Below are 19,300 nucleotides of genomic sequence, written 5' to 3'. Positions count from 1 at the left end.
CGCCTTTTTCGTTTGCGGATTATCGCCTAAAACAGAGCGGCGGGGATGACTTGCAGGCCCTGTTTTTACGGTCAGCATCGGGTTTCCGGTGGCCGCTTTACGGTGAACTGCGGCGCAAAAGCCTTCAATTCACACCCCGATGCCCCATATGTCTTGCACGAGGTGCGCTTTGCGTGCCCGCGAGGAAACAACAGGATTGGGTTTGATGTTCAGGTTTGGACGGGTTCTCGCAACCGTTGCGGTTGCTTCGATGGTGATGCTGACGGTGGTGGATCTGGCCGAGGCTCGTCGCTCCGGCAGCGGCTTCGGCAGCCGCGGCAGCCGCACCTTTTCCGCGCCGCCGGTCACCCGCACGGCGCCGGCTGACGCGACGCCGATCAACCGGACGATGACGCCCCAGACGAACCAGGGCCAGACGGGTGCGCAGCAGAACATGGGTCAGGCGGCTCGGCCCAGCGCCCAGCAGCAGCGTCCGGGCGGCTTGTTCGGCGGCTTTGCCGGCTCCATGCTCGGCGGTCTGGCGCTCGGCGGCCTGATCGGCATGATGATGGGCAATGGCTTCGGCGGCATGGCCGGCATGCTCGGCATGATCCTGCAGATGGCGCTGATCGCCGGTGCCGTGATGCTCGCGTTGCGCTTTTTCCGTGGCCGCCAGCAGCCGGCCGCCGCCGGCTACTCGCCGCGTGAGGCGACGGGCTATGCGGGCGCTTCGCCGATGCAGGGCTTTGGCACGCAGGGTCAAGGCTCCGGCCAGGGTCTGGGCATGCCGTCGTTCAAGATCCCGCAGATCGGTGGCGGTGGGCGCGTGGAGCCAACACGCCAGACCAGCCAGTCGACCGACGAGATCGGTGTCGGCGAGGATGACCTGAACCAGTTCGAGACCATACTGAAGCAGGTACAGGCGGCCTATGCGGCTGAGGACTACGGCACGCTGCGCAAGCTGACGACGCCGGAAGCCATGTCGTGGCTCGCCGAGGAACTCAGCGAAAACGCCACAAAGGGCCTGAAGAACGAGGTCAGCGACGTGCAATTGGTGCAGGGCGACGTGGCCGAAGCCTGGAACGAAAATGGCGACGACTATGCGACGGTTGCGATGCGCTACGAGAGCATCGACGTCACCCGCGACCGCGCCACCGGCCGCGTCGTCGAGGGCGATCCGGACCAGCCGACCGAAGCTGTCGAGCTCTGGACCTTCCTGCGCAAGCCCGGCGGCGGCTGGCAGGTCTCTGCCATCCAGGGCATGGCGGCCTGACGCCAGGCCTATTCCGGCCAATCGATCGGCCGCCGGTTTGACCGGCGGCTTTTTCATGTGGTCGGGTCATCCTCCGGCACGCCCCAGAGCCTGGCGAGTTCCTTCAGCGTTGCTGCCTGGCGATGGGCGCCATCGTGAATGCAGGGCGGGAATAATTTGTGGTAGCCGGGGGTTCTCGACTGCATCTCGGACAGGAAACCGCGACAGGCCTTTGCGCGCCGGCAGGACGGGAGCGTGCAGGTCTTCCAGTACCCGAGTGAACTGGCGGGAATCTGCATGATTTTCTGCTCCTCGCGCTGCTGCTGGCGTTCCGGCAGCCTTCGGTATTCGCCCCAGGTGAAGCCGGGCAAATAGAGCTCGGCGTCCTGCTCCTCCTGGTAGCGCTGTTCTTCTTCCTTCGTCCTGATCTTCATCCTGTTTCCTTTGCGCATGCGCTTGCGGTCACGCGGCCGGTCGGCCCGTGTTCGACATTGCTGGAGAGCCCACACGCATGCGGAACCTCATGTGAATTTAGTTTGTGGCTCCGCATGCGCGTGGCCTTCGGTGTCTTCTCGGGGCGCCCAGCCCCTACAGGTGATTGCCTCGCCTCGCTGCATGGCCTGGTTTCCGCTTGTCCTTTCGGGACAGGCTCGCCACTTGCACGGCTCAACCGAACCGGAACCTGGCGGCCCGGGGGAGGCTTGATAGGCGGGAAACCCCGCCACGGCTTTCACCTCCCTGATCCCTGCCGCACGTTACGGCTCAAACCAGGGCACCGTCCCCCACCTGCCCGCGACCGTCTCGCGAAACACTCCGGCGGTGGAGACAGGGCCAGTATGGGGCAGGGGTGGGAGGCGGGGATGAACGGGGATGAGATTTTTTGGAGAGGCGTATTTGGAGGTGGTTGACTGGCGGCTGTCGGCTCCTAATTCCACCGTCATGCCTGTGCTTGTCACAGGCATCCAGCTACCGCGCCTCCGCGCGGTGAGAAAGCTTCGCATCTGTTGAGAGAGTCTTCCACGCGATGGACATCGCGTGACTGGATTCCTGTGACAAGCACAGGAATGACGGAGAAAACGGGGTACCTTGCGGCGGAACTTGAGTGAGAGGCTGGTGTCGGCCAAGCCAGTTACCACCATTAGCCACACCTCAAAGCCCATGGAGATAGTGCGCGATATCCTCCCAATCCGGATTCATCGTCTCGATCAGATTGAGTTTCCATTGGCGCGGCCATTTCTTGATGGTCTTTTCGCGTGTGATTGCCGTCGTCACCAGATCGTATTCCTCGAACCAAACAAGCGTCTTGACGCCATAGCGGCTTGTGAAACCGGGCGTCAGTTCGTTCTGGTGCTCGAATAAGCGGTCGGGCAGGTCGGTTGTGACACCGGTGTAGAGCGTGCCATTACGCTTCGAGGCGAGGATGTAGACGTAGCCCTTCATGGTACGAGGGTGAGGGATTGGTAGCGGGGTGGCAGGAGGGGTAAGGGTAAGGAGTGCCGCGTCTCGCTCGGGTGTCATTTTTGGGGGGCTGTCGGGTCTCAACTCTCCGTCATGCCTGTGCTTGTCACAGGCATCCAGCCACCGCGCGTCGGCGCGGTGAGAAAGCTTCGCATCTGCGGAGAGAGTCTTTCACGCGACAGACATCGCGTGACTGAATTCCGGTGACGAGCAAAGGAATGACGGAGGAGAGGATGGCCTTTTCCAAGTGGCCCTTCACATCTTCTCCCCCGGCATCTGGCTGGCCTGCTGCATCCAGTCGATAAACTGTGCCTCGTCGAACACGCCGTCCTCGTGGATATGCAGATACCGTGCATGTTCGGTTTTCGATGCGACCGGCGGCATCGGGGTCAGGGATGTGCCACGGAAGAAGGCGAGCTTGATGTATTTATCGAAGCAGTGGATGCCGAGGAACCAGGTCTGGCCGTCCATACCGTAGAGCGGCGAGTTCCATTTGACGGCCTTTTGCACGTCGGGGACGGTCTGCGTCACGAGCGTGTCGAGGCGATGGCCGATGGCGCTTTTCCAGCCTGGCATGGCGGCGATATAGGCCTGGACCGGGGCGTCGCCGTGGCCTTTCGCGATCTGGGGATTGCCGCCGGAGAGCAGGGCGGGGCCGGTTAATGGGGCGTCCGGTTTCGCAGCGTCCTGTTTAGTGGCCGGTTTGGTTTTGGCAGGCTTGGCCTTGGCGCCGGATGCCTTGGCTTGTTCTGATGTTTTGCCCGTCATGGTGCGTTCTCCGCCTGGTGCGGAATCATAACCGATGGAAGAGGATGAGGCGAGAGGATGGGGCGGCAAAGGGGAGGGCGCATATGGAAAGGCCCCTCCCCAACCCCTCCCCACAGGGGGGAGGGGCTTAACCTGCGGCCACGCCTTGTGGCCAGCCAAGACGAATTCAACTCGCTGAGCCCTTTGTCTTGGAAGCGGTTTCTTCTTGCCGGGTTGCTGTGATTGGATTGCGAAGGGTATGGCATCGTAGCCCCTCGTCCTTGTGGGGAGGGGTTGGGGAGGGGACTTTGCTATATGCGAAAGCGCCTATCTCTTAGGAGAGCCGGGCAAAAGGCCATCGCGCGGCTTTCCGCGGCCGCGCGATGGCCGGTTCGACGTCAGGCGGCCTTGGCGGCGGCGATGGCGTCGAGATCGCGGATGGCGTCTGCCGGCAAGGCGAGATCGGCGACGGCGAGGTTTTCCCGCAGGTGGGCGCGTGAGGATGTGCCGGGGATCAGCAGGATGTTGGGCGAACGCTGCAGCAGCCAGGCAAGCGCCACCTGCAACGGCGTTGCGTCGAGACGCGCGGCGACATCCGAGAGCGTCGAGGATTGCAGCGGCGAGAAGCCGCCGAGCGGGAAGAAGGGAACGTAAGCCGTGCCTTCCGCAGCCAGCTGTTCGATGAAGGCGTCGTCGTCGCGATGGGCGAGATTGTACTGGTTCTGGACGCAGACGATCTCGGTGATCTTGCGGCCATCGGCCACCTGTTTCGGGGTGACGTTGGACAGGCCGACATGCTTGACGAGGCCCTGGCGCTGCAGGTCTGCGAGCACGCTCAGCGGCTCTTCCAGCGAGCCTTCGGCCGGGCCGTGGACATCGAACATGGCGCGCAGGTTGACGACTTCGATGACGTCGAGGCCGAGGTTTTTCAGATTGTCGTGGATCGCCTGCGTCAGCGCTTCCTTCGAGAAGGCCGGGTTCCAGGAGGCATCCGCGCCACGCGTCGCGCCGATCTTGGTGACGATGACGAGGTCGTCGCGATAGGGGTGCAGCGCTTCCCGGATGATTTGGTTGGTGACATGGGGGCCATAAAAATCGCTGGTGTCGATGTGGTCAACGCCACTTTCAATGGCCTCGCGCAGCACGGCGACGGCTTCCGCGCGATCCTTCGGCGGGCCGAAGACGCCCTTGCCGGCAAGCTGCATGGCGCCGTAGCCAAGGCGCTTGACCGTACGGTCGCCGAGGGTGAACGTGCCGGATTTTTCAAGACTGGACATGATGATGCTCCGTTGCTGGGACATCTGTCAGATAGGGCATTTTGGCTGGGCGAGAATAGTGGATAGTCGGTACAGGCTGTTTGGTTTTTTGGACAATGGGGCGGCGAAGGAATCAAATTGTCCGGCGGTGTTTCAGATTGAGAACGATGCCTTTGGGAGGGCGGGCCAGAACAATCTCATCGTCATTCCTGTGCTCGTCACAGGAATCCAGTCGCCCAAGTCTTTGGGCGAAGAGAGTCTTTTGACCTGACGGACGTCAGGTCGCTGGATCCCCGCCACGAGGGCGAGGATGAGGGAGAGTGGTGTGATCGCCCAGACAAACAATGAGTTTAAGCCTTGCCGACAAGCCAGTCAGGCCGGTGAGGGTCTGACTGGCTATCGTTGATTCAGGCTCGCTCACGCCGCCTTCGCGGCCGCGCCATAGGGGTCGAAGCGGCCGTAGAAGGTTTCGTTCTTGGCGGCCATGTCCTTCAGCAGCGGCGTCGGCTGGAAATGGGCGCCGTAGGTGGCGGCGAGCTTTTCGCAGAGTGCCACGAAGGTCTTGACGCCCATGCCGTCGATATAGCTCAGCGTACCGCCGGTATAGGGGGCGAAGCCGAAGCCGAGGATGGAGCCGACATCGGCTTCGCGCGGATCGGTGACGATGCCTTCTTCCACGGTGCGGGCGGCTTCGAGCGCGATGGTGACGAGGAAGCGCTGCTTGATCGTTTCGACGTCGAACGTGTCGGCGGTCTTCTGCGGGAAGAGGTCTTTCAGGCCCGGCCACAGGAATTTCTTGGCGGGCTTTGCCGGATATTCGTAGAAACCCTTGCCGTTCTTGCGGCCGCGGCGGTCGAGGTCATCGACCAGCTTGTTGATCAGCGTCATGTGCCGCGGATCGACGGAGGCTTCACCGAGATCGGCGATCGAGGCTTTCAGGATCTTCTGGGAAAGGTCGATCGCCACTTCGTCGTTCAGCGACAGCGGGCCGACCGGCATGCCGGCCATCTTGGCGGCATTCTCGATCATGGCCGCCGGCACGCCTTCGATCAGCATGTCATAGGCTTCGTGGATGTAGCGGAAGACGCAACGGTTGACGTAGAAGCCGCGCGTGTCGTTGACGACGATCGGCGTCTTCTTGATCGCGGCGACGAAATCGAGCGCGGTGGCGAGCGCCACGTCGCCGGTTTCCTTGCCGAAGATGACTTCCGTCAGCATCATCTTCTCGACCGGCGAGAAGAAGTGGATGCCGATGAACTGGGCCGGGCGCCTGGAATTCTTGGCAAGGCCGGTGATCGGCAGGGTCGAGGTGTTGGAGGCGAAGATGGCGTCTTCTCCCAGCACGGCTTCGACCTTCTCGATCACATCCTTCTTGACCTGGCGATCCTCGAACACGGCCTCGACGACGAGCTTCACGTCCTTCAGGTCGTTGTAATCGGCGGAGGGTGTGATGAGCGCCAGCAGGGCCTCGCCCTGTTCCGGTGTCATCCGGCCCTTGCCGATCGCGTCCTTCACCAGGCCTTCCGAATGGGTCTTGCCCTTGGTGGCGGCTTCGATGTCGCGGTCGATCAGGGTGACAGCGATGCCGGCGGCGGCGGAGACATAGGCGATCGAGGCACCCATGAAGCCGGCGCCGACGACGCCGACGGCCTTGAGGTCCGCTTTCGGTACGCCGGCCGGGCGGCGGGCGCCCTTGCCGAGTTCCTGCATCGAGATGAACAGCGAGCGGATCATCGAGAAGGCTTCGGTGGTCTGCAGGATCTCGGTGAAGTAACGCTGCTCGATCTTCAGGCCGGTATCGAAGGGAACCTGCAGGCCTTCATAGACGCATTTCAGGATCGCGAGACCGCCCGGATAGTTGCCTGCGGTTTCGCGGCGCAGGATGGCGGATGCGGCCGGCCAGAGTTGTGCCGCAGCCGGCGTCCAGATGCCGCCGCCGGGAACCTTGTAACCCTTCTCGTCCCAAGGCTGGACGGGCTTCAGGCCATTTTTGATCATGGCTTTCGCGGCATTGATCAGTTCTGCTGGATCGACAACCTCGTGCACCAGGCCCATGGCCTTGGCGCGCTGCGGGGTGAGCGAGGAGCCGGTGGTCATCATCTGCAGGGCGTCCTGCGCGTTGGTCAGGCGCGGAACGCGCTGCGTGCCGCCGGCGCCGGGGAAGATGCCGACCTTGACCTCGGGCAGGGCGATCTTGACCGATTTCGAATTGGCGGCAACACGGCCGTGGCAGGCGAGCGACAATTCGAACGCGCCGCCCATGCAGGTGCCGTTGATGGCCGAGACCCACGGCTTGCCGGAGGTTTCAAGCTTGCGGTAGAGGCCGGTCATCTTGCCGGTGAGATCGAACAGCTTTTGCGCGGCGTTTTCCGGGTCGAGCTTCTTCTGTTCCTGCTGGAACGTGAACATGCCCTTGATCATCGACAGATCGGCGCCTCCGGAGAAGGTGGACTTGCCGGAGGTGAAGACGACGCCCTTGACAGCGGCATCCGCGACGGTCTGGTCGATGATGGCGTCGAGTTCGGTCATCACCTCGGCGGTGATGACGTTCATGGACTTGTCCGGCATGTTCCAGGTGACCAGCGTTATGCCGTCTTCGTCGGTTTCGATGGTGAAATTGGTGTAGGTGGTCATGGTGGGATTTCCTCTTCCCTGAAATTCTGTTCCGGCGGTTTCCGTATCCTCCTCTCCGTCATCCTCGGGCTTGACCCGAGGATCCATGCCTCGGGGCCGTGGATGGTCGGGTCAGGCCCGACCATGACGGAGGACTGGGAGGACTAAACCCGCTCGATGATCGTCGCCGTGCCCATGCCGGCGCCGATGCACAGCGTGACGAGCGCGGTCTGGAGGCCGCGGCGTTCCAGTTCGTCGAGCACGGTGCCGAGGATCATCGCGCCGGTGGCGCCGAGCGGGTGGCCCATGGCGATGGCGCCGCCGTTGACGTTGATCTTGTCGTGCGGGATGTCGAAGGCCTGCATGTAGCGCAGGACGACGGCGGCGAAGGCCTCGTTGAGTTCGAACAGGTCGATATCGGCGATCGACATGCCGGCGCGCTTCAGCAGCTTTTCGGTGACATCGACCGGGCCGGTCAGCATCAGCGCCGGATCGGAGCCGATATTGGCGAAATGTTTGATGCGGGCACGTGGCTTGACGCCCATCGCTTCACCACCGGCCTTCGAGCCGAGCAGAACGCCGGCCGAACCGTCGACGATGCCGGAGGAGTTGCCGGCATGGTGGACGTAGTTGATGCGCTCGATTTCCGGATGCGCCTGGATGCCGACGGCGTCGAAGCCGCCCATTTCGCCGGGCATCTGGAAGGACGGGTTGAGCGAGGCGAGGTTCTGCATCGTCGTCGTGGGACGCATATGCTCGTCCTTGGCGAGAATGACGATGCCATTCTGGTCCTTCACCGGGATCACTGACTTGTCGAAATAGCCGTTGTCCCAGGAATGGCCGGCGCGCTTCTGGCTCTCTACGGCATAGGCATCGACGTCATCGCGGGAGAAGCCGTATTTGGTGGCGATCAGGTCGGCGGACACACCCTGCGGCATGAAGTAACCGGGAAAGTTGACGGACGGGTCCATGTACCAGGCGCCACCGGACATGCCCATGCCGACGCGCGACATCGACTCGACACCGCCGGCGATGACGATGTCGTCGGCGCCTTGCGCAATCTTGCCGGCGGCGAAGTTGATGGCATCGAGACCGGAGGCGCAGAAGCGTGAGATCTGCATGCCCGGCGCCTTGTTGGAATAGCCGGCCTCGAAGGCGGCAGCCTTGGGAATGACGGCGCCGGCTTCGAAGACCGGATCGACGCAGCCCATGATGATGTCATCGACGGTGGACGTATCCAACCCGTTGCGGTCGCGCAGTGCTTCCAGCACCTTGGCGGCGAGGCGCGGCGTCGGCACTTCATGCAGTGCCCCATCCTTCTTGCCCCGGCCGCGCGGCGTGCGCACGTGGTCGTAAATGAAGACTTCGGTCATGATTGTTTTCTCCCTGTCGGCAGTTCAACCTGCCAAAATCTATGTGTCCACTGTCACCGGCGGCATGCGCCGGGTCAACCCTCCCCCTTGTGGGTAGGGTCGGAGCGAAGCGGAGGGGAGGGGTTCTTTTTTGAGAAAGAAAGGCCCCTCCCCAACCCTCCCCACAAGGGGGAGGGAGCACCTTGGTGCAAGCTCAATCAGAACGCAGCCGCGTCGAGTGCCATCAGCGTGTCGGCGCCGGTTTCGATGCGGGCTTTGCGGAGTGCGGTTTCCGGCATGATGCGTTCCATGAAGAATTTCGCGGTGACGAGCTTGTTCTTCAGGTAGGCCTCGCGCTCGCCGGCGCCTTCGGCCAGCTTTTCTTCCGCCGTCTTGGCGATCTTCGCCCACATGTAGCCGAGTACGACGAGGCCGAAGAGGTGCATGTAGTCGGTCGAGCCGGCACCGGCATTGTCCGGCTTGGCCATGGCATTGCCCATGAACCACATGGTAGCCGCCTGCAGGTCATTCAGGCCTTTTTTCAGACCCTTGGTATAGGTGACCAGCTTTTCGTCCGAACGGTTTTCCTCGCAGAAATCGCCGATTTCCTTGAACAAAGCTGTGATCGCCCGGCCGCCGTTCAGCGCCAGCTTGCGGCCGACGAGGTCGAGTGCCTGGATGCCGTTGGCACCTTCGTAGATCATGGCGATACGGGCATCGCGGACATACTGGCTCATGCCATGTTCTTCGATATAGCCGTGACCGCCGAACAGCTGCTGGGCCATGACGGCGTGGTCGAAGCCCTTGTCGGTAAGCACGCCCTTGAGGATCGGGGTCATCAGGCCGAGAATGTCGTCGGAGGTCTGGCGGTCATTATCGTTGTCGCCGCGATGGGCGATGTCGGACTTCAGTGCCGTCCACAGCGTGAAGGCGCGGCCGGCCTCGTTGAAGGCCTTGATGGTCATCAGCACGCGGCGAACATCGGGATGGACGATGATCGGATCGGCTTGTCTGTCCGGAGCCTTGACGCCGGAGAGCGCGCGGCCCTGGATACGGTCGCGGGCGTAGTTCGCTGCGTTCTGATAGGCGATCTCGGAGATCGACAGGCCCTGCAGGCCGACGCCGAGGCGGGCCTCGTTCATCATGACGAACATGGCGTTGAGGCCCTTGTTCTCCACGCCGATGAGATAGCCGACCGCTTCGTCATAGTTCATGACGCAGGTCGAATTGCCGTGGATACCCATCTTGTGCTCGATCGCGCCGCAGGAAACGGTGTTGCGGGCGCCGACGGAGCCATCGGCCTCGACATGGAACTTCGGCACGATGAACAGGGAAATGCCCTTCACGCCCTCCGGTGCGCCCTCGATGCGGGCCAGCACCAGATGGATGATATTGTCCGACATGTCGTGTTCGCCGGCGGAGATGAAGATCTTCTGGCCGGAAATCTTGTAGGAGCCATCGCCCTGCGGCACGGCCTTGGAGCGGAGCAGGCCGAGGTCGGTGCCGCAATGCGGCTCGGTCAGGTTCATCGTGCCAGTCCAGTCGCCGGTCACCATCTTCGGCAGATAGGTTTCCTTCTGCGCGTCGGTGCCGTGGACGAGGATAGCGGCGATCGCGCCCTGCGTCAGGCCCGGATACATGGTCAGCGCCATGTTGGCCGACGACATGTATTCGCCAACGGCAGTGTGCAGCGTATAGGGTAGACCCTGGCCTCCGAATTCCTCCGGCACGGCAAGGCCGAGCCAACCGCCCTGGCGGTAGAGGTCGAAGGCCTGCTTGTATCCCTTTGGGGTCGTTACTGTCGCATCGTCGTTGCGCTTGCAGCCTTCCTGGTCGCCGGAGAGATTGACCGGGAACAGCGCTTCTTCGGCGAGTTTCGCCGCTTCGCCGACGATCGCCTCGATCATGTCGGGTGTCGCATCGGCAAAACCGGGCAGGTTATTGTAGCGCTCGATGCCGAGAACGTCGTTGAGAATGAAAAGCGTGTCTTCTACCGGAGCCTTATAGCTGGGCATGTTTCCTGTTCCTCACCTGTAACCCTGTCATGGGTGCGCCATGTCATTTTCATCATGCTACAAAACTTTGACGTTTGCGTAAACGTCAAAGTTGGTCGATCGTGAAACTTTGATCGATGGCCGGCCAAAAGCCGGAACAGTGATGTGAAAGCCTGCCGAACCGCAGCATGCGCGCAAATCGTTAAAAAATTTTCAGTCAGGTTAACGGCTTGTTTACCACGTTTCGTGAAAGTGCGTGTTGAGATGGTCACAGCTGCAACAGTTCTGTCTTCGCGTCATTGCAGCTTTGTCCGGATCGGTACCGGATCGGAAGGCGGGGGTTTGCCTTTCTGAGATCCAGAGTCCGATCAAGGCCGATGGAAGAGGCGAAGAACGATGAACGGATCGCGATCAAACACTCCACGCTCGGGCAATCCGGGCTCTGGCGCCTATGGCGACAGGTCGTCCCTCGATGCGCTGAACCGCACGATCGAAGGGCTGGAAGCGCGCATCGAAGGATTGATGGGAACCGGCGGGCGCGAACAGCAGCGCGGCCGGGATGTGCTGGAGCGCGAAATGCCCGCGCCACGCCTCGACCCGGTCTCCGAAATCATGCAGCGCCAGCGTACGCTGAATGCCAGCCGCGAGCGCGATGCGATCCGCGAACGGGTGCAGCCGCGTCAGGAAGCACGCTACGAAGAACGCCGCCCGGTGCAGGCTCCGGTCCTGCCGAAGCGCGAGATGCCGCTTCCCGAACGGCCGCTGAGCGAGCGGCTGCGCAGCGAGGTCTATCGCAGCGAGCCTTTCCCAAGCGAGCCCGCGCGTCGCGAACCTGTCCGCCAGGAACCGATTCGTCAGGAAAACCTCCGCCAGGAGAATTACCGGCAGGAAATGCCACGCCAGGATTATGTACGTCAGGAAGCGGTTCGCCGCGAGCCTCTGCGTTCCGAGCAGTTCCGCAGCGAACCGCAGCGTCCGGACCCGGCCATGGCCGAGATCGCCCAGTCGCTGGTTGGCTTGCGGCAGGAACTCAAGAAGGACATCGCCGACGGCCTTGCGCGCGAAATGGAAACGCTTCGCGCCGAAATCCGCGGCATCACGGCGGACGCAGGTCAGGACCAGGCTCTGGCCGAAGACATGCGCGGCGATCTGCAGCGTCTGGCCGACAGCATCAACCAGCTTGGCAAGCAGGCTTCGCCTGCCCAGACGGATGAACTGAAGCACGAATTCGACGACCTGCGCAGCATGATCGAGGGCCTTGCCCGCGAGGACAGCGTGCGCCGCATGGAAACCCGCTGGACCGGCGTCGAAGACCGTCTGAACGTGTTCGACACCAACCGCGACGATGAACTGGTGGCGCTGGCCTACCGCCTCGACGAGATCAAGTCGCAGATCGGCACGATGAACAACGGCCCGGCGCTGCATGCGCTGGAGGACAAGCTGGTTTCGGTGGCGCAGGCGATCGAATTGATCGGCCGTCACATGCAGCCGGACGACCACCGGATGGCATCGCAATTTTCCGACCTCGACGCCCGTCTGGACGAGATCAGCCGCGCGATCGTTGCCAGCGGCCGCACGGCCGCGCCCGACAGCCCTGCCGTCACCCGCGTCGAGGGTCGCCTTGCCGACCTGTCGCGCCAGATCGACAACCTGTCGGCTGCACCGAACACGTCTGGTGTCGATCGCATGGAAGGTCACCTCGCAGACCTGTCGCGCCGGATCGACCGTCTTGCCGCAGCACCGGATACGTCCGGCGTCGATCGTGTCGAACATCATCTGGTCGATCTCTCCCGCCGGATCGATGTCCTGTCGCGTCCCACGGACAATGGCCTGTCCGCACGCATCGAGGCGCTAACGGCCCGTGTGGAGGAGTTGGCGAACGAAGAGGCGGCCGTTCGCCTCGAAGAGCGCATCGAACAGCTGTCGATGATGATGGAGCGGTCGCAGAAGGCGTCGGTCCAGCCGGACCTGACGGGCTATCTGAGCGACATTTCACGCAAGATCGATGCGCTCGACCAGGGCGCCGTCAACGATGCGCTCGCCGAACGTCTCGACGACCTCGCCCGCCGGATCGATTCGCTCGATGCGGCGCCGGTCTCCTTTGCCGGCAACGACCGCTTCACCCGGCTTGAGGACCAGCTGACGGATATCGCCATCCGTCTTGAGGAAACCCATGCCGCGCCGCAGGATGACAGCGAAATCCTGCGCAGCCTGCAGGACCAGATCGCCAACCTGTCGAGCCTTGTCAGCCAGCCGCGCGAGATCGTTGCGCCGGCTGCCGTTCCCGCCGAGTTTGAAGGCCGGATGACGGCGCTCGAGGAATATCTGGCGACCAGCGACGAATATATCATCGAGGCCGCCCGCCAGGCGGCCGAAGCGGTGATGGAAGCCTATTCGAAGAACGGCGGTATCGGTCAGGCCGCGTCCGGCGGTACAGACATGGCGGCAATCTCTGCCTTGGCGGATGATCTCAAGGTGCTCGAGAATCTCAGCCGCTCCAGCGAGGACCGCACGGCCCGCACATTCGAGGCGCTGCACGAAACGCTTGTCCATATCGCCGAGAAGCTGGAACGGCTGGAAGAGCGCGGTGTGGCCCAGGAAGCGCCGCGCCCCTTCGGCCTTCGGGATTATCAGGAGCAGCGCCAGCCGGAAATGCCGAAGGCGACACAACCTGTCTTCAACGACCACGAGGACCCCTTCGCCGAAGTCCAGATAGGACGCCGCTACGAAGATCTGAAGCGCGACATGCATGCGATGGCCGCCGAGGCCGAGTCGGCTGTTGCCTTGCATCCCGAAGTGGCTGACGTCGCGGAAGCTCTGGTTGTTTCGGAGCCTGCAATCGTCGAAAAGGCTGATGCAAAGTCCGTGACGGCACCTGCCAAGACCAGCCTGCTGGCTGGCCTTGCCAAGCGGTTTTCCGGCAAGCGCGCTGAACCCGTGCGCGCTGTCGAGCGGCAGCTTGTCGATCCGACACCGCCGATGGATGCGTCCGAAACAATCGAGCCCGACGTCGCCAACCAGCTCCTCGAGCCGGGCTCCGGCGTGCCGGACGTCAAGAAAATCCTCGAACGCGTCCGCGCCGGCCAGAACGCGCGCGCCGCACAGCCGAGCGAAGGTGACAAGGCGGATTTCATCGCGGCTGCCCGTCGTGCCGCGCAACTCGCCGTTGAGGAAGTCGATACCCTGAACCGCGGCAAGACCAGCTCTACCCCGTCGTCGATCGGCGGTGCTTTTGCCCGTCATCGCCGCCCGATCCTGATGGCCGTGGGCGCCGTGCTCCTGGCAATCATGTCCTATCCGCTGGTCAACACGCTGATTCGTGGCGATCGCGCGCCGGTCGAGGCGCCGGTGGCCGTGATCGAGCAGCCGGTTGCCAAGGATGTGCCCGCCACCGCCGATGTTGCACCAGTGACCCCGGCTGAAGACAATGCCGAGGACACCAAGGTCGAGCCGCTGAGCACGTTGCAGCCACATGCTGGAGAAGACGCAGCCGGCGAGGATGCGGTCGGGCAGGATGGTGGCATGGACGACGGCGGGCAGCCGGCGACGGCTGAGCCGCAGATGAGCCAGCCCGAAACTCAGACGCCGGAACAGACCGTGCCGCAGGCGGAGCCGGTCAAGCCGGCGACCGATGGCGCCTCGCAGATGCTTGCGCCCGCCGGATCGGATACGGCCGCAAGTCTCGATGCGCAGAATGCGGATGCTGCCAAGACTGATGCGGCCGCACCGGTTGCTGCCGCTGACATTGCCGTGCCGGCCGAAGTCAAGCCGGAGGCCCTGGCCGAGGCCGCTAAGAAGGGTGACCCGGCTGCACTGTTCGAAATCGGCGTGATCTACACGGAAGGCCGTGGCGTCAAGGCCGATCTCGCCGAAGCCGCCAAGTGGTACCAGCGCTCGGCTGATGCCGGCGTCATTCCGGCACAGTATCGGCTGGCAAGCCTCTATGAAAAGGGCAGCGGCGTCGCCCGCGACGTATCCAAGGCGCGCGCGCTCTATCAGGAAGCCGCTGAAAAGGGCAATGCCAGTGCCATGCACAATCTTGCTGTCATGCTGGCCAGCGGCGGCGCTTCGTCGCCGGACTTCGCCGCTGCCGGACAATGGTTCGGCAAGGCCGCCGAGCATGGCGTCCGTGACAGCCAGTTCAACCTGGCGATCCTCTATGCGCGCGGCAACGGGGTGAAGCAGGATCTGGAAGAATCCTACAAGTGGTTTGCGGTCGCGGCCCGCGACGGTGACGCAGACGCTGCCCAGAAGCGCGACGAAGTCAGCAAGGTTCTGAAGCCAGAACAGTTGAAGAGCGCAAAGGCCAAGTTCGACGCCTGGAAAGTGACCCCGGTCGATCCGGCCGCCAACGCGGTCGACGTTCCGGATGCCTGGGTCGGCAAGGGTGTGAAAACCGCTTCCGTTGATATGAAGAAGGCGCTTCGCAACATCCAGGCGATCCTCAACAACAACGGCTTCAATGCCGGCAAGCCGGATGGCGAGATGGGTCAGAAGACCGTTTCGGCGATCAAGGCCTTCCAGAAATCGATCGGCCAGGAGCCGACCGGCCAGATCACCGATGCGCTGGTCAAGGAACTCCTGAAGCGGAACGGCTGAACATGACGTCTGCGGCCCTATTGATGCCGCAGACCGACCGCACAAAGAGAGCGGCGAGGGGGTAGACTACAGCCTTGCAGAAGGTTGACTGGCCTTATCCCCGAGCGCGTGACGGAATGACATTGAAATCGCAATTTTCATAATTGGTTTTCAGGCCCTTCCACTCCTTAAGATTTTCCGGTGGTGAATCACTTGCCAGCCTGACGTTTTCCGCCCGCTTTGCGGGCTATTGGCATATTTAGAGGTACGGCCGTGACAGTGTATCTGCCCATCGCAGAGTTGTCGGTGAACATACTCATCATCCTGGGTATGGGCGCGGCCGTCGGGTTCCTGTCCGGCATGTTCGGCGTCGGTGGTGGCTTCCTGATCACACCGCTGCTGATCTTCTACAATATCCCGCCGGTCGTCGCGGTTGCCACCGGCGCCAACCAGGTCGTCGCGTCGTCGATCTCCGGTGCCATCACACATTTCAGGCGCGGTACGATCGATATCAAGCTGGGAACGGTACTGCTCTGCGGCGGTCTCGCCGGGGCCACTGTCGGCATTTGGATTTTTTCGCTGCTGCGCCGTATCGGCCAGCTCGACCTCGTCATTTCGCTGGCCTATGTGCTGCTGCTCGGTACTGTCGGCTCGCTGATGCTGTGGGAGAGCATCAATGCGCTGCGGCGCGCTCGCCGCAACGAGACGGTGACTTTGAAGAGGCCCGGCCATCACAACTGGGTGCACCGGCTGCCGCTGAAGATGCGGTTCAAGAAATCCAAGATCTATCTCAGCGTCATCCCGATCGCCGCCCTCGGCTTCTGCATCGGCATCCTGACCTCGGTCATGGGTGTCGGCGGCGGCTTCATCATGGTTCCGGCGATGATCTACCTCTTGCGCATCCCGACCAACGTCGTCGTGGGAACCTCGCTGTTCCAGATCATCTTCGTCTCCGCCTATACCGTCATCGTCCAGGCAACGGCGAACTATACGGTCGATATCGTTCTGGCCTTCGTTCTAATGATCGCCGGTGTCGTCGGCGCCCAATATGGCGTGCGTGTGGGCCAGCGGCTGCGTGGCGAACAATTGCGCGCTCTTCTGGCGCTGCTGGTGCTTGCCGTCGGCCTGAGACTGGCGATCGAACTCGTGATTCCGCCGAAGGAAGTCTATTCCGTCGTATCTGCGGGGCTCGGCTTCTGATGCGAACCTGGATACGCGCCCTGCTGCTGGCTGCTGCCTTTGCCCTGCCGATGGCCGTGCAGGCGGAGCCGATCGATTTTACCGAAAAGCTGGATATCGGCATCTCCACCGACCAGATCGCGATTACCTCCGACTTTCGCGGCGCGGACCTGACGATCTTCGGCGCCATCGACGGCTTCGATCCGAACGTGCTTGCTCAGGGCAAGTACAACATCGTCGTCGCGCTCGAAGGACCGAAGGAAAATACGACGGTGCGCAAGAAGGAGCGCGTCTTCGGCATCTGGATCAACACCAGTTCCATGACCTTCGAACTGGTGCCGGAATCCTATTCCCTGTCGAGCACACGCGATATCGAAACCATCGCGCCGCCCGGCGACATGACGAACATGGGCATCGGTGTCGCGCATATTCCGCTGATCCCGATCGGTTTTATCGGCGATGGCAGCAACCTGACGGAATTCCGCGATGCCTTCCGGCGTCTGCGTGAGACCACGGGCGTCTACCAGCGCGATCCCGGCGGTGTGCAGTTCATCAGTTCCAGCCTGTTCAAGGCCTCGCTGCGCTTGCCGGCCGACGTTCCCAATGGATCGCATATCGTGCGCGCCTATCTGTTCCGCGACGGTATTTTCGTGGCGGCAAAGGCGCTGGAGCTGCAGGTGGTCAAGACTGGCCTGGAACAGGCGATCACCCGCGCCGCGCACGAATCGCCCTTCCTCTACGGTATTGTTGCCGTCCTGCTCGCCGTCATCACCGGCTGGCTGGCCAGTATCATCTTCCGCCGGGATTGAGCTTCGCTTTCGAGAGACTGCCGGGTGTGGTGAGCACACCCGACAGGTCTTCTGGATCTATGCGTCATCCGCACCGAGAAAGCCGCCGGACTGGCGGGACCAGAGTGTCGCGTAGATGCCATTCCGCTCCATCAGTTCGGCATGGGTGCCATCCTCGGCGATGCGGCCCTGATCGAGAACGACGATCCTATCCATGCGGGCGATGGTCGACAGGCGATGCGCGATGGCGATCACCGTCTTGCCGTCCATCACCTGATGCAATGTCTGCTGGATCGCCGCCTCGACCTCCGAATCCAGCGCTGACGTCGCTTCATCCAGAATGAGGATCGGCGCGTCCTTGAGGATGGCGCGGGCGAGTGCGATCCGCTGGCGCTGGCCGCCCGACAGCGAAATGCCGCGTTCGCCGACATTGGCGGCATAACCGGTGCGCCCATGCTGATCGCGCAGAGCCGGGATAAACCCGGCAGCTTCGGCCTTTTCCGCCGCCGCCTCAAGCAGATCCTGCGGCATGTCGGGGCGGCCATAGGCGATGTTGTCACGGATGGAGCGGTGCAGCAGCGAGGCATCCTGCATGACCATGCCGATCTGGCGGCGCAGACTTTCCTGCGTGACCGAACGAATGTCCTGTCCGTCGATCCTGATGGTGCCGCATTCCGGATCGAAGAAGCGCAGCAGCAGGTTGACCAGTGTCGACTTGCCGGTGCCGGAACGGCCGACGAGCCCAACCTTTTCTCCTGCAGCGATGGACAATGACACGCGGTCGAGACCGCCATCGTCCTTGCCGTAGTGATGGCTGACGGTATCGAAGCGGATGGCGCCGCCGCGCAGGGTCAGCTGCCCCGCGTCGGGTGCATCGACGATGTCCAGTGGCTGGGCGACAGTCTTCAGCGATTGCCGCATCGTGCCGAGATAGCCGAACAGCGATGAAACGGCATCGAGCATCCATTCGGCCATGGCGGTGATGCGGAAGCTGAGGGTCAGCGAGGCGGCGATGAGACCGAGCGGTGCTGCCCCGGATTGCCAGAGCGCGAGCGAATAGCCGACCAGCCCGACGATCAGCGCGCTGCCGAGGAACAGCATGCCGGAATTGATCGTCACTTCCAGGCGCTGGACCTCGACCGCCGCATCCCGGGCCTCGCGAAAGTGTTCGTCACCCTCCGCATCGCTGCGGTTGCTGGCAAACATCTTGAACGTATCGATGTTGGCATAGGTATCCACCATCATGCCCGTGAGCGCCGAAAAGGCCTCCTGATAGCGTTCCGATGCATCGCGGATGCGCGGGATGGAATAGGCCATCAGCCCGACATAACAGCCCGCCCAGACGATGAGCGGGATGGTCAGCCAAGGGTCGATCGAGGCCATCAGCCAGACGGAGCCGACGATATAGACGGCGACGAAGGAGAGTGTGTGCTGGACGCTGTAGGCGACGCCGACGGCGGCCGCGCCGAGATCGCGGACCTGGGACGCAACCCGACCAGCGAGATCGCCCCGGAACCAGCCGACGGATTGCCCAAGCACATGGCGGTGCGCACGCCAACGGACGAGGGATTCCGCATTCGGCCGGAAGGCGATGTCATCCAGGCTTTCCCGCAGCCATCCGGCGAGCGGACGCGCCATAAGCACCATGGCCGCGGCCAGCAACAGTTCATGTCCGTGCTGCGCCCAGAAAGAGGCGGGCGGCGTGGCAGCCAGCGCATCAACCAGCCGGCTGGCATAACCGATGAGCCAGACCTCGATCGAGGCGCCGATCACCGTCAGAAGCAGGCTCAGCGCCGTGACGTGGCGGAACGGCCAGAGCGTTTGAACCAGAAACCGCCAGGGACGGTCGGGTGGCGTGGTTTGGTCATGGGGTTGAAATGGATCGATGAAGCTTGCGAAGCGACGAAACATGTGTGCCCTCCTGGGGCCGAAAGATAGTCATTTGATGGATGGACCAAACAGGCAGCCCGATCCCGGCACCGCTTGTTCAGCTGCGTGATGTGCCGGAAGTTCTCATCAAACGATTTCCTTCTTCAGTCGCTTGGCCGGTCTTATAGCCGAGGAACCGGAAAATGTCCAATCGGTGCGATGCGTGCAGTTTGCC

Annotated in this window: 13 protein-coding genes; 5 read left to right on the top strand and 8 right to left on the bottom strand. The window is 62.6% G+C overall.

The genetic code is table 11. From position 1 onward, the window contains the following. Positions 1 to 205: 205 nt before the first annotated feature. Positions 206 to 1,252, top strand: coding sequence for a Tim44 domain-containing protein (locus tag ASG68_RS03545; RefSeq protein ID WP_062583086.1), 1,047 nt, complete (start codon positions 206 to 208; stop codon positions 1,250 to 1,252). Positions 1,253 to 1,305: 53 nt separating this feature from the next. Here the strand turns inward: ASG68_RS03545 and ASG68_RS03540 are convergent, their stop codons facing one another. The 4 genes from ASG68_RS03540 to ASG68_RS03525 form a co-directional block, all read right to left on the bottom strand. Next, positions 1,306 to 1,665 (bottom strand): hypothetical protein, encoded by a 360-nt coding sequence (locus ASG68_RS03540; protein ID WP_062583088.1) that lies wholly within the window; start codon positions 1,663 to 1,665, stop codon positions 1,306 to 1,308. Between the two features lie 715 nt (positions 1,666 to 2,380). Continuing rightward, complete coding sequence (locus ASG68_RS03535; RefSeq protein ID WP_062583090.1) at positions 2,381 to 2,671, bottom strand: GIY-YIG nuclease family protein; 291 nt, start codon at positions 2,669 to 2,671, stop codon at positions 2,381 to 2,383. Positions 2,672 to 2,944: 273 nt separating this feature from the next. Beyond that, a complete protein-coding gene (locus ASG68_RS03530; protein WP_062583092.1) occupies positions 2,945 to 3,457 on the bottom strand; it encodes a DUF1801 domain-containing protein in 513 nt (170 codons plus the stop codon). 377 nt (positions 3,458 to 3,834) lie between these two features. Next, positions 3,835 to 4,713 carry an aldo/keto reductase family oxidoreductase gene (locus ASG68_RS03525; RefSeq protein ID WP_062583093.1) on the bottom strand — a complete coding sequence of 293 codons (879 nt, stop codon included), beginning with the start codon at positions 4,711 to 4,713 and terminating at the stop codon, positions 3,835 to 3,837. Here ASG68_RS03525 and ASG68_RS32000 point away from each other — a divergent pair. Then, positions 4,712 to 4,963: a hypothetical protein gene (locus ASG68_RS32000; protein WP_062583094.1), complete on the top strand. Its 252-nt coding sequence runs from the start codon at positions 4,712 to 4,714 to the stop codon at positions 4,961 to 4,963. The two genes, ASG68_RS03525 and ASG68_RS32000, sit on opposite strands and share 2 nt — an antisense overlap. Before the next feature lie 146 nt (positions 4,964 to 5,109). Here ASG68_RS32000 and ASG68_RS03515 read toward each other — a convergent pair whose 3' ends face one another. The 3 genes from ASG68_RS03515 to ASG68_RS03505 form a co-directional block, all read right to left on the bottom strand. Further along, the gene (locus tag ASG68_RS03515) at positions 5,110 to 7,326 is read right to left on the bottom strand and encodes a 3-hydroxyacyl-CoA dehydrogenase NAD-binding domain-containing protein (RefSeq protein ID WP_062583095.1); all 2,217 of its coding nucleotides are present in this window, start codon (positions 7,324 to 7,326) and stop codon (positions 5,110 to 5,112) included. A 143-nt stretch (positions 7,327 to 7,469) separates the two neighbouring features. After that, positions 7,470 to 8,678 (bottom strand): acetyl-CoA C-acetyltransferase, encoded by a 1,209-nt coding sequence (locus tag ASG68_RS03510; protein WP_062583096.1) that lies wholly within the window; start codon positions 8,676 to 8,678, stop codon positions 7,470 to 7,472. A gap of 197 nt (positions 8,679 to 8,875) precedes the next feature. Continuing rightward, positions 8,876 to 10,672: an acyl-CoA dehydrogenase C-terminal domain-containing protein gene (locus tag ASG68_RS03505; RefSeq protein WP_062583097.1), complete on the bottom strand. Its 1,797-nt coding sequence runs from the start codon at positions 10,670 to 10,672 to the stop codon at positions 8,876 to 8,878. A gap of 375 nt (positions 10,673 to 11,047) precedes the next feature. Here ASG68_RS03505 and ASG68_RS03500 point away from each other — a divergent pair, with 375 nt between their 5' ends. The 3 genes from ASG68_RS03500 (at position 11,048) to ASG68_RS03490 (ending at position 17,217) form a co-directional block, all read left to right on the top strand. After that, on the top strand, positions 11,048 to 15,250 hold the full coding sequence (locus tag ASG68_RS03500) for a peptidoglycan-binding protein (protein WP_062583099.1): 4,203 nt from the start codon (positions 11,048 to 11,050) through the stop codon (positions 15,248 to 15,250). A 252-nt stretch (positions 15,251 to 15,502) separates the two neighbouring features. Continuing rightward, complete coding sequence (locus tag ASG68_RS03495; protein ID WP_062583100.1) at positions 15,503 to 16,429, top strand: sulfite exporter TauE/SafE family protein; 927 nt, start codon at positions 15,503 to 15,505, stop codon at positions 16,427 to 16,429. Next, complete coding sequence (locus ASG68_RS03490; RefSeq protein ID WP_062583101.1) at positions 16,429 to 17,217, top strand: TIGR02186 family protein; 789 nt, start codon at positions 16,429 to 16,431, stop codon at positions 17,215 to 17,217. The genes ASG68_RS03495 and ASG68_RS03490 overlap by 1 nt, the downstream gene beginning before the upstream one ends. Before the next feature lie 57 nt (positions 17,218 to 17,274). Here ASG68_RS03490 and ASG68_RS03485 read toward each other — a convergent pair whose 3' ends face one another. Next, positions 17,275 to 19,107, bottom strand: coding sequence for an ABC transporter ATP-binding protein (locus tag ASG68_RS03485; RefSeq protein WP_062583107.1), 1,833 nt, complete (start codon positions 19,105 to 19,107; stop codon positions 17,275 to 17,277). Between the last annotated feature and the right edge of the window lie 193 nt (positions 19,108 to 19,300).

It is taken from the genome of Rhizobium sp. Leaf453, from assembly GCF_001425605.1.
In the GTDB taxonomy this organism is placed as follows: Bacteria; Pseudomonadota; Alphaproteobacteria; order Rhizobiales; family Rhizobiaceae; genus Pararhizobium.
Note: the sequence above shows the minus strand (reverse complement) of the source record. Positions and strands in the feature narration are given on the sequence as shown.